The following is a 12,036-nucleotide window of genomic DNA, read 5'->3' as shown; positions in this document are numbered from 1 at the left end:
ATGATTGAATCAATTATTAGATGGTCTATCGGCAATCGTTTCTTTGTTTTGTTGATTACCTTAATTATCGCGTTTGGTGGTTTGTATTCATTACAAAAAACACCAGTAGATGCACTCCCCGATCTTTCTGATGTGCAGGTGATAATTAAGACGAGCTATCCGGGACAGGCACCACAAGTAGTGCAGGATCAAGTGACATTTCCTCTTACTACAGCGATGTTATCAGTGCCGGGGGCGCAAACTGTTCGTGGTTACTCATTTTTTGGTGATTCCTACGTCTACATTATTTTTGATGACGATACTGATTTGTATTGGGCTAGAAGCAGAGTACTTGAATACTTAAGCCAAGTAGCATCAAGCCTGCCTGATTCGGCAAAACCTCAATTAGGACCTGATGCAACAGGTGTGGGTTGGGTATACATTTACGCTTTAACAGATAAGTCTGGAAACCATGATCTAAGCCAATTAAGAAGCATTCAAGACTGGTTCTTAAAGTATGAACTACAAACTGTTCCGGGCGTGTCCGAAGTTGCCGCCGTTGGTGGTATGGTTAAGCAGTATCAAGTGCAAGTAGATCCTGATAAATTGAGAGCTTACGATATTCCTCTAAGTTTAATACAAATAGCCTTACAAAAAGGGAACAAAGAAACTGGCGCATCCGTTGTGGAAATGGCTGAAGCTGAATATATGGTTACCGCAACGGGGTATATTCAATCAGTTAGTGATATAGAGAAAATCCCACTTGGTATTAACGAACAAGGCACGCCATTGCGTATTGGTGATGTTGCTACCGTTAATTTAGGGCCTCAAATGCGCCGTGGTATCGCAGAGCTTAATGGTGAAGGCGAAGTTGTTGGTGGTGTTGTCGTTATGCGCTTTGGTGAAAACGCTCAACAAACCATAAACGGGGTAAAAGAAAAACTTGAATCGCTTAAATCTTCTCTACCAGAGGGGGTGGAGATTGTCCCTGTTTATGACAGATCGAAGTTAATAGATCGTGCTGTTGATAATCTTTGGAGCAAGTTGCTAGAGGAGCTTGCAGTCGTTGCTATTGTCTGTGTGGCTTTCCTATTTCATCTTCGCTCATCTATTGTGGCAGTTGTTACTCTGCCATTAGGTATCTTGGTGTCGTTCATTATCATGTATATGCAAGGCATCAATGCCAACATTATGTCTTTAGGCGGTATCGCTATTGCGATTGGTGCGATGACTGATGGTGCAATAGTGATGATTGAAAATATGCACAAGCATATGGAGAAAACACCACTAACAGATGAAAATCGCTGGCAAATTGTTGCTAAGGCTGCGAGTGAAGTAGGCCCTGCACTATTTTTTAGCTTACTGATCATTACAGTCTCATTCTTACCTGTATTTATCTTGGAAGCGCAAGAAGGAAGAATGTTCTCTCCGCTCGCCTATACAAAAACCTATGCAATGGCGGCATCAGCAGGTTTGGCGATCACATTGGTGCCTGTTTTGATGGGCTACTTTATTCGAGGCAAAGTTGTTTCTGAAAAGAAAAACCCGTTAAACCGATTATTGATTGCTATCTACATGCCTGTTTTAAAGCAAGTCATGAAGTTTCCAAAATCGACAATAGTAGCAGCAATATTAGTGACTATCGTTGGCTTTTGGCCTGTCGATAAAATTGGTAGTGAATTCATTCCGCCATTGGATGAAGGCGATCTCATGTATATGCCTACTACCTATCCCGGTATTTCAATTGGTAAAGCAAGGGAGTTATTGCAGCAAACAGACAAGCTTATTCGCACTGTGCCAGAAGTTGAAACTGTATTTGGTAAAGTAGGAAGAGCTGAAACTGCAACCGATCCTGCACCTTTAACCATGATTGAAACCTTTATTCAATTGAAGCCACGAGAGCAGTGGCGAGAGGGTGTGACTACTGAATCGTTAAAAGCTGAGTTTGATAAATTGGTTAAGTTTCCGGGCTTAACGAATGCTTGGGTTATGCCAATCAAGACCCGAATCGACATGTTAGCAACAGGCATAAAAACGCCTGTGGGTATTAAAGTCGCCGGACCAGAGCTTGATGTGATTCAGGAAATCGGCCAACAAATAGAGCAAATTTTACCCGAAGTTACAGGCACAGCATCAGTTTACTCAGAGCGAGTTGCAGGTGGACGATATATCAAGGTTGATATTTCACGCGATAAGGCAAGTCGCTTTGGGTTAAACATCGAAGATGTTCAACAAGTGGTTTCTACAGCTATTGGTGGTATGAACGTTACCCAAACGGTAGAAGGTCAAGAGCGTTACCCTGTTAACTTACGCTATCCGCAAGACTATCGAGACTCTCCTGAGCAGCTATCACGATTACCTGTTGTAACACCAAGTGGTCAACGCATTGCACTAGGTGATGTCGCAGATATTCGAGTTGAGAACGGTCCGCCGGGAATTAAGAGTGAAAATGCTCGTTTAAATGGCTGGACGTTTATCGATATAGACGGTGTTGACGTAGGTACTTATGTTGAAAGTGCAAAAATACACTTGGCTAATAATCTAAAACTACCAGCAGGTTATTCAATTACTTGGGCTGGGCAATACGAATATATGGAAAGAGCGAAAGAAAAGCTCACCTATGTATTGCCTTTAACACTCGCCATTATTGTTATTCTACTTTACTTAAACTTCAGAGCGTTTAGTGAGGTGGCTATCATTATCGTTACCTTGCCGATGGCGATGATTGGTGGCTTATGGTTGATGTATCTGGAAGGGTTTAACTTCTCTGTGGCTGTTGGCGTGGGCTTTATTGCTCTAGCTGGGGTAGCGGTTGAGATTGGTGTGATAATGTTGGTCTATCTCAATCAGGCACTTGCTGAGCTTAAGGAAAAAGCTGAAGAGCGAGCTGAACCTATCTCTGATGATGCATATCAAGATGCATTATTGCACGGTGCAGGCTTACGAGTTCGTCCAGTAATGATGACAGTTGCAACAATCATTATCGGCTTGATGCCCATTTTATATGGTACAGGAACAGGTTCGGAGATTATGAGTCGTATTGCTGCACCTATGGTAGGCGGAATGACAAGTGCTGTGCTACTCACTCTTATTGTGCTCCCAGTAATTTACTCAATCGTTAAAAAGCCAGAATTAAACGCCTTTAACAAGGAGCTTTCTAAGGCGGAGCTAAAAAGTAATGCTTAGCACGGCTAGAAAATATCACAAATGGCTAATGGCATTTGTCGGAATACAATTCCTCTTCTGGTCTATTACAGGCGTGTATATGGTGACTATGGATATTCACTATATACACGGCGAAACCTTGGCTAAGAGTGAGGAAGCCAAAATAGATTTAGCAAGTATGGATTACTCCATTGTAAAGCTAGCTGCGGATTATCCTAAAGCTAGCCAAGTTACACTTACTCAAAGTATGGGCCGTCCTTTGTATTCTTTTATTAATGGAGAAAATGGAAAAGTAGCAATAGATGCTAAAACTGGAGCTGTTCAGGCACTTGTAGATGAAATCAAGGCTAAAGAAATCGCACAATACCATTATGCGCTGAATCATCAAATCGACAGCGTAAGGTTGATTAAGTCAGCGACAAACTTGCCTGCTGAGTTGTCCCCAAGGCATTTACCTGTTTGGAGAGTGACGTTTGAGCAATTCTCCACACCGACATTTTATATAAGTCAACAAACAGGATCACTTGTTGCCAAGCGTCATGATTACTGGCGATTGTTTGATTGGATGTGGCGGTTCCACATTATGGATTACTATGATGGAGAAAACGTATCTAACTGGTTTTTGTTCTTGGTCGCAACTCTAGGTCTAATGGGAGCAATTACTGGCGCAGTATTGACTTATTACCGAGTGCTTTCCCCAAATAAAAAGGGAGTCATTTGATGCGACTATTTAAGTTAAATACAACGATACACAAGTGGCTTTCTTTATTTGTTGGTTTACAACTGCTTATTTGGTTGGGAACGGGCCTTTACTTCAATTTGATGGATCACAGTAAAGCCAGTGGTAATGAACTTAGAGTTCATTCTCATCATGAAGGTAGCATTACAGGCTTTGACCTATTCCCTATTAAAGACATTACTAGTAATGCTCCGCAGGAAGTAAACCTTATATGGGTTTTACATCAGCCTTACTATCATTTTGTGTTCGATAAGGGGCAGCATAGCTATCAAGAACGCCACTCAAAGCTATTTGATGCTGTAACAGGAAAGCCATTTAATTTGTCTGAAGAACAAGTACTAACTTTGGCAAAAAACTCCTACTCAGGACAGGGTAAGTTAACTACTCCAGTGTTATCTCAACCTCCGTTTTCTGATCACGTAAGGCAGCAAAATCCTATGTGGCAAGTTGCCGTTGAGGATGAGAACAATACAACTATTTATTTAGATAGTATTACAGGTCAAGTACTTCGCCATGCCAATGATGATTTCAGATTGAAAGATCTGATGATGAAGCTTCACTTTATGGACTATGGCAATTCTGGAGGATTTAACCATTGGTTGATCATTGCATTTGCTTTTGCAACGCTATTCCTTTCAATTACTGGTGTTACTTGGCTGATACAACAGTATCGAAGTGGTTTACTGAAGCTAGGTTGGGGCACTAACAGGCAAAAAGTGGCAGTGACGTTTTCCAATGAAAATACTATTACTGACATCTCAGCAGTTGGTCGCTCAACTGTACTAGAAGGGCTAGCTAGTTCACATGTATACCTTCCTTCAGGTTGCGGTGGTGGCGGTACTTGTGGCAAATGCGTGTTCTTAAGTTCAACTAAATTACCTATCACACTATCTGAACAGGAACATTTATCTCAGGAGCAACTTAAGGAAGGTTATCGGCTTGGATGTCAGCATAGGTTCTCTGAAATTAGTTCGATTGAAGTTAATACTGATCGCAATATTGAAAATCATGAGCTAGTTGTGGTTGCGACTAATTTCATTACTCCTTTTATCAAGGAAGTGAAATTTAAGCTGAAATCAGGCAAACAGTTGGCATTTAAAGCTGGTGCATATATGCAATTTGATGTGCCAGCAGGGATGAATAGCTTACGTCCAGATGATATGCCAGAGTGCTATGAAAAATACTGGGATAGCTACTATCATGGAAAATTTTCTCATAACGGTGTAACTCGCCACTACTCATTAGTTAACTTTGACGAGGAGTCTGATGAGTTAATGTTTAATATCCGTTGGCAGACCGCAAAGAATGGTTTTAAAGCAGGAATAGGTTCAAGTTATTTAGGTTCACTCCAAGTAGGTGAAACGATAACTGCAAAAGGCCCTTTTTCTGATTTTTATGCCACTTCAAATAAAAAAGTTAGTCGCGTGTTTATTGGTGCGGGTTCAGGACTTGCACCACTGAGGTCTATTATTTTTGAACAGTTGAAAAAGCATAAAGATAAAAGTGGTTTGACTCTTATCTATGGTGCGCGAACTGAAGATGACTTGCTATACCATAATGAATTGAAGTCACTGAGTGAGAAGCATAAAAACTTCTCTTATATTCCTACTCTTTCTAATCCTTCAGAAGAATGGCAAGGGCACTCAGGCTATGTTCAAAAAGTACTTCTGCCGTATATGAACCAAAAATCAGAACTGCTTTTGGCTGAGTTTTACTTGTGCGGTCCAGAAGCAATGATGAGTGAAGTGGAAAAAATAATTACAGATGCTGGGATTCCAAGTAATCAAATTTTCAAAGATAAATTTAGTCGTTAATCCATTAAATAAATAGAGGTATATATGAAAACATTAATTAAATTTTTAACCGTAATCAGTGTCGTTTTTAGTAGTGCGGTATTTGCGCATGTGCATCTTGAAAAAAGTGTGCCTGCTGATAATGCAATGCTAATGAATCCTCCAGAAGAGTTAACTTTGGTGTTCACCAAAGAGGTACGGGTTGTAAAAGTTTCATTGGCCAATAAACAAGGCGAAGAATTTAAATTTGGATTCGAGCCTTCTAAAGTCGCTACTAGCAAATTTACATGGAAACTACCTAAATTAGCTCCTGCAAACTATGCTGTGGATGTAACCTTCTTAGGTAACGATGGTCATAAAATGAAACATAGCTTCGGCTTTATGGTTCACTAAAATAGGCGGTGTGATTGATATGGAAATGTATATCTGGAATACAGTCATTGTACTGTCAAAAATTGTATTTTACGTCGGCTTTGCCTGTATTGCTGGTTATACATTTTTCAGGCAAATATTTGAGAATAATGAATCTCATACTAATGCTGTAATAGCGAATTTAACGTGGACAAGAACTTATATAGTTATGGCTTTGATCGCTAATATTACTTGGTTCTTTGCCAGTACTGGTGCAATGGCAGAAGAGGGAATTCAGGGGGCGATAGACGCTGATATATTGGCTATTATGTGGGACTCCTCTGTCGGCACTGGAGCTTTGCTTCGAGCGCTTGGGCTAGTTACCGCAATAATCGCTTTAGCTTTAAGGTTCAAACTCGCTGTGAACTCGTACTTAAAACAAAGCGCTTTAATGTTGAGTTTATTAATCCTTGCATACTCATTCACGTTACTGGGTCATATTTCTGAGTTAGGCACAATTGAAAAAGGCTTGCTTATTTTGCATGTGCTCGTTATGGCATGGTGGTTTGGGGCGTTATTGCCACTAAAACAGGCTTGCCATCAGCTAAGTTATGCAGAACTTCATTTGCTGATGGAAAGCTTTGGCAAACAAGCAAGTTTTACATTGAGCCTATTGTTGGTAGCAGGCCTCTGGCTCGTGATTCAATTGGTCGGAAGTCTTGATGCACTAATAAGCTCAAGTTACGGACAAACACTGTTGTTTAAATTGGCCCTTGTAGTGTCTATTTTGGCACTTGCTGCTAAACATAAACTAATACTCGTTCCACAACTTAAAAATAGTCAAGGCAGAGAGGCTTTATCTAAATCTATCTCGATAGAAATGGTAGTAGCTTTTGCCATTTTATCTGTAACGGCTGGGCTTACTAGTGTTGTTGGCCCTGCAAATTAAAACCTAAAAGAGAAAATGAAAATGAAAACAATAAATATCCTACTCGTTTTATTAATGACGTTTAGTTTCGCAGCAAACGCTCATGGTGATAAGAATAAAGACAAAGGATTGTTTAAAGGTGTAGATACACCAGCCGCAAAAGTTGTTTTGGCATTTCATCAAGCACTTGAAACTGGCAATCAAAAACAGGCTAGAGCGCAGTTAGCGGATGATGTCACCATTTTCGAGGGAGGCCGCGTTGAAAGGAGCGCTGATGAATATGCTCATCATCATATGTTGTCGGATATGAAGTATTTAGCAGCGATGAAGAGCGACACACTTGAACATCAAGTGACGATACTTGGAAATACAGCTATCTCTGCCTCGCGTAGTCAAACTAAAGGTACTTACAATGGTGAAGAACGTGATTATCAAGGGATGGAAACAATGGTTCTCGAAAAGCAAAACGGTGAATGGAAAATTAAGCACATTCATTGGTCACACTAATTTATTGGTCAAACCTCGGAGAGTAAAATGAGAATTAAAGATCCATTACATCAAATTTCTACACCGCGTAGACGCTTTGTACAAGGTTTAGCTGCTGGCGGTATATTAGCTGCTTTTCCAAGCATTCTTCATGCTGCTTCATCTTTAGTGGCTGGAACAATAACAGGTACTGTGCCCGAACTAAGTGGAGAAATAATAGATCTGGTGATAGATGAGTCACCCGTAAACTTCACAGGTGTTGTAAGAATGGCTACAACAATCAATGGCTCAATACCAGCTCCTACCTTGCGCCTCAGAGAAGGTGATGACGTTACTATCAGGGTAACTAATAAATTATCAGTGCCGAGTTCAATTCATTGGCATGGGATCATTCTTCCGTATCAAATGGATGGCGTACCGGGTATTAGCTTTAAAGGTATAATGCCGGGTGAAACCTTTGTTTATAAATTTAAGCTGCAACAAAGCGGCACATATTGGTATCACTCACACAGTGGCTTTCAAGAAATGACAGGTATGTACGGCGCATTAATTATTGAGCCAAGAGAAAAGGATATTATTAGTGCTGACAATGAGCATGTTATCCAATTGTCTGATTGGACTGATGATGACCCAATGGATTTGTTCCGCAAGTTAAAAGTACAGAGCGATGTATTTAACTTTAATCAACCTACTGTTCCAGAGTTTTTTGATGACATTTCAAATAGCAGCGTTTCAAATGCGCTACAACGCCGGGAAATGTGGAATAAAATGAGAATGAACCCTACAGATCTTGCAGACTTATCAGCATCTGCAATGACTTTTTTAATGAATGGTTGTGCGCCTTTGACAAACTGGCGTGGAATGTTTAAAGCTGGCGAAAAGGTTAGGCTTAGATTTATTAACGGTTCTAGCAATACGTTTTTTGATGTAAGAATACCTGAGCTGAAGTTAACAGTTGTACAAGCTGATGGACAAAATGTTGAACCTGTGACAGTAGATGAATTTAGATTTGGTCCCGGTGAAACTTATGATGTACTTGTCGAGCCAAAAAATGATGCATATACGATTTTTGCACAAAGCATGGATCGCTCAGGTTATGCTAAAGGTACTTTATCAATGGCACCTAATATTGATGCACCAGTACCTGCTCTAGATCCCGTTGAATGGTTAACGATGACAGATATGATGGGGAATATGGCCCAAGGTGGTGAGCATTCCGCGATGGCAGGTATGGCAGACATGTCGGGCATGAATTCTAATAAAATGGATCATAGTGCAATGGGTCATGGAGCGATGGCAATGGATCATAGTAAACATGGAATGACTAAAAACCCATTAGCTGTTGCTAGCACTAAAGTGCGTCATGCAAAAACAGAGTATGGAGCTTCTGTTGATATGCGTGTTGATATGCCTAGAACAAACCTTGATGATCCCGGTATAGGTTTACGTAAAAATGGACGCCGTGTTTTAACACTTGCAGATTTACATTCTCTTGAGGGAATTACAAACCAGCAAGAGCCAGAGGCTGAAATTGAATTACATTTAACTGGAAACATGGAGCGTTATAGCTGGTCATTTGATGGCTTGGAATTTGGAAAAAGCACGCCAGTTCACATGAAGCATAATCAACGTTTAAGAGTTATTTTACAAAACGATACAATGATGACACATCCCATGCACCTGCATGGTATGTGGAGCGATTTGGAGAATGAAAAAGGTGATGTACAGGTTCGTCGCCATACTATCCCTGTACAACCAGCGCAAAGAATTAGTTTTTTAACAACACCTCATGACGTAGGTCGCTGGGCATGGCATTGCCATTTATTATTCCACATGGATGCAGGTATGTTTAGAGAGGTAGTTGTATCATGAAAAAATTAATACTAACCAATACGTTAAGACTATTATTAATAGGTTTGCCCCTTATAAGTGTATCTGTATCTGCAAAAGATGAGATGACTGAGATGGGTGATTCTAAAATGCAAGCACAAGGTGGAGATGCACCTAAAGATGCTAGAGACCCCCATGCTTATGCAGCAGGTACAACTTTGACTGAAGGTCCTTATGCACTCAGTAGCGACAAACGACTGACTTTGGCAGATGAGCATTCATTTTACGCGCTACTAGGGGATCGTCTTGAATATAATGAGCAAACAAACGCAGGTGTTTTTGACTTTCAGGCATGGTATGGCACTACTTTTGATAGATTAGTCATCAAAACTGAAGGAGATTTTAGCGAAGGTAATTTAGAGGAGAACCAAACAGATTTTCTATGGGGCCACGCAATATCTGCTTATTGGGATACACAAGTCGGTATTCGACTTGATTACAATAACGAAGGTGAAAACCGCAAATGGCTAGCTTTTGGTTTACAAGGTCTAGCCCCCTACTGGTTTGAAATTGATATGACTGCGTATTTAGGAGAGCAAGGTAATAGTGCATTTTCGATCGAAGCTGAGTATGAGCTATTACTTACTCAAAAGTTAATTGTTCAACCACGAGCAGAGTTGACGCTTTACGGTAAGGATGACGTCCAAAATAACCTTGGTAGTGGCTTGTCTAGCAGTGCTATTGGTTTTCGGGTTCGTTATGAGTTTACCCGCCAGTTTGCTCCCTATGTTGGCGTTGAGTGGACAAATAAATTTGGTAATACAGCCGACTTTGCGAAGTTAAATGGGCAAAGTACTCGTGATACTGCTTTTGTTGCAGGTATCAAGTTCTGGCTCTGATATGAAGAAATACTATATTGACTTGATGAGAGCTACCGCAACTATATTGATGGTAGCTTTCGTTTTTTGGGATTTAAACCATTTTAGTTATGTTAGGAAAGGCCTAGCTAATAGTTTTTTTGGAAAGAACTAAGAGCAGTAATAGTAAGCTACTTCTTGTTTTCAATCGGTGCCAGTCTGGTGTATACCTATCAAGGTGGAATATCAGCTAAGAAGTAAAGTTGGCGAATGGTTAAGGTTAAAGAGTCAAGGCAAAAAACATCGCCATTGAAAGACGTACAATAGGCCATTTTATCACTTTTGATGAACGGGAATTGGATGTGCCCGGGATAGAACCGATTGTTGCAAAGTACTGCGCTTAAAGCTGAACAATTGGAAAAATGATCCATTACTCAATACCTAGTTATGAGCGTAGGGTTTTTATTTCTTTTAATGGTGCTCATGCTTGGCTTCAATCTCATGAGTATAAATTAGACACCCCTTTTATACTTGTGAAGTTAAAGCTGTTTAAAAAAGTAAAAAGTAAAAAGTAAAAAGTAAAAAGTAAAAAGTTTAGGTTTTAGTTCAAAGGTTGATCAAGATCATAAAATTATTTTTATAAAGTGGCTAATATTGTAGGTGATAAATAAGGAATTAAAATGTTTGGACTTTTCAAGTGGTTTAAAATAGTGGTAATTACTCTGTTGCTTACGCAGCATGGCTTTGCTATTGCTAAACCAATGAATTGTGAAGAACATCAAAATGGATCTTCCGACACGCATATTATACAACCAAGCAAAAATATGCATCATCAATCAATGAATGACAATAGTCACTATCACACTGAAAATTCGCAAGATTCTAAAAACCGTCATGGTGATGAAGACTGTGAAAAATGTAAAGCTGGTGATTGTGTTTGTTGTGAAGGCGGTTTTTGTACAAGCTTTCATTTAAATGCCTATCTTGTGGAAGCGCAAGACGAAGGTATTTGCAATATTCATTCTGAGCTAATTCTACAGCGTATACCCCTACCAAAATCTGGTATCCATCTCTTACTTTATCGTCCACCAATTATTGGCTAATCACGGGATCAGTGCGCCTTTTTTTCGCCAGTCCCATCAAAAATAAAACGATTTACTGATTGGTTTAAATTACCAACCGTTTTGAACAATTAGCACAATATTTTTTGGAGGCATGATGAACATGCTCAAACTATTGCTATTTACAGTACTTAATGCTGTCGATTTTGACCGAGATTTCTCTTTTACCAAAAAATTAGTTTTTAGCTTATTCACTAAAATTAGTACTTGACCTGTGTCTTAGACACAGGTCTAAGCTGAAGATGAGAGTACAAACTTAGCTAAAAAACTGAGGAGTGAATATGAAAGTTGCGGAGCTGGCAAAAAGCCTTGGAACGACTGCTGATACGGTGCGCTATTACACCAGATTAGGATTGTTAAAACCTGCTAAGTCAGTGAACGGCTACAAGTCATACTCGAATAAAGAAGTATCGAGACTTAAATTCATTTTAAGTGCCAGAAACCTTGGTTTTTCCGTTGCAGATATCAAGGAAATTATTAATGAATCTGAAGATGGTAAAAGTGCGTGCCCATTAGTCAGAAGCCTGATCAAAGAGCGGCTTGAAGAAACAGAAAAGCAGTTTCAAGCAATGTTGGCACTTCGAGGAAAAATGTCTTCTGCGCTTTCTCGATGGGAAGAAATGGAAGACAAAGCACCGACTGCAAACATGGTTTGTCATCTCATCGAAAACTTTGAGCAAATTAAAAAAGCATAGGAGGAAAAAGGGTGGCTACTAACACAAATATAAAAACTGAATCAGGCTGTTGCTGTCAGGCAAAAGCTCAATCCTCTTCGTGTAAAAGTAAG

General features: G+C 39.9%; 10 protein-coding genes. All 10 read left to right on the top strand.

What is annotated here, in order from left to right:
- The 10 genes from EVU92_RS01080 to EVU92_RS01030 all read left to right on the top strand — a co-directional run bounded on the left by EVU92_RS01080 (position 1) and on the right by EVU92_RS01030 (position 11,944).
- Positions 1-3,165 carry an efflux RND transporter permease subunit gene (locus EVU92_RS01080; protein WP_004589255.1) on the top strand — a complete coding sequence of 1,055 codons (3,165 nt, stop codon included), beginning with the start codon at positions 1-3 and terminating at the stop codon, positions 3,163-3,165.
- Positions 3,166-3,253: 88 nt separating this feature from the next.
- Entirely contained in the window at positions 3,254-3,865 is a 612-nt protein-coding gene (locus EVU92_RS01075; RefSeq protein ID WP_232311327.1) for a PepSY domain-containing protein, read from the top strand.
- Entirely contained in the window at positions 3,865-5,697 is a 1,833-nt protein-coding gene (locus EVU92_RS01070; protein ID WP_024596190.1) for a 2Fe-2S iron-sulfur cluster-binding protein, read from the top strand. Before EVU92_RS01075 ends, EVU92_RS01070 begins: the two co-directional genes overlap by 1 nt.
- A gap of 24 nt (positions 5,698-5,721) precedes the next feature.
- A complete protein-coding gene (locus tag EVU92_RS01065; RefSeq protein WP_004589258.1) occupies positions 5,722-6,069 on the top strand; it encodes a copper resistance CopC family protein in 348 nt (115 codons plus the stop codon).
- 19 nt (positions 6,070-6,088) lie between these two features.
- Complete coding sequence (locus EVU92_RS01060) at positions 6,089-6,976, top strand: CopD family protein (RefSeq protein WP_024596191.1); 888 nt, start codon at positions 6,089-6,091, stop codon at positions 6,974-6,976.
- A 15-nt stretch (positions 6,977-6,991) separates the two neighbouring features.
- Entirely contained in the window at positions 6,992-7,462 is a 471-nt protein-coding gene (locus tag EVU92_RS01055; RefSeq protein WP_024596192.1) for a nuclear transport factor 2 family protein, read from the top strand.
- A 27-nt stretch (positions 7,463-7,489) separates the two neighbouring features.
- Entirely contained in the window at positions 7,490-9,313 is a 1,824-nt protein-coding gene (locus EVU92_RS01050) for a copper resistance system multicopper oxidase (RefSeq protein ID WP_013465888.1), read from the top strand.
- On the top strand, positions 9,310-10,170 hold the full coding sequence (locus EVU92_RS01045) for a copper resistance protein B (RefSeq protein ID WP_004589262.1): 861 nt from the start codon (positions 9,310-9,312) through the stop codon (positions 10,168-10,170). Before EVU92_RS01050 ends, EVU92_RS01045 begins: the two co-directional genes overlap by 4 nt.
- A 638-nt stretch (positions 10,171-10,808) precedes the next feature.
- On the top strand, positions 10,809-11,231 hold the full coding sequence (locus EVU92_RS01035) for a hypothetical protein (protein WP_010558026.1): 423 nt from the start codon (positions 10,809-10,811) through the stop codon (positions 11,229-11,231).
- A gap of 299 nt (positions 11,232-11,530) precedes the next feature.
- Positions 11,531-11,944: a MerR family transcriptional regulator gene (locus EVU92_RS01030; RefSeq protein ID WP_008467855.1), complete on the top strand. Its 414-nt coding sequence runs from the start codon at positions 11,531-11,533 to the stop codon at positions 11,942-11,944.
- Positions 11,945-12,036: the final 92 nt, after the last annotated feature.

Source organism: Pseudoalteromonas sp. MEBiC 03485 (genome assembly GCF_004195145.1).
Classification (GTDB): domain Bacteria; phylum Pseudomonadota; class Gammaproteobacteria; order Enterobacterales; family Alteromonadaceae; genus Pseudoalteromonas; species Pseudoalteromonas apostichopi.
Note: the sequence above shows the minus strand (reverse complement) of the source record. Positions and strands in the feature narration are given on the sequence as shown.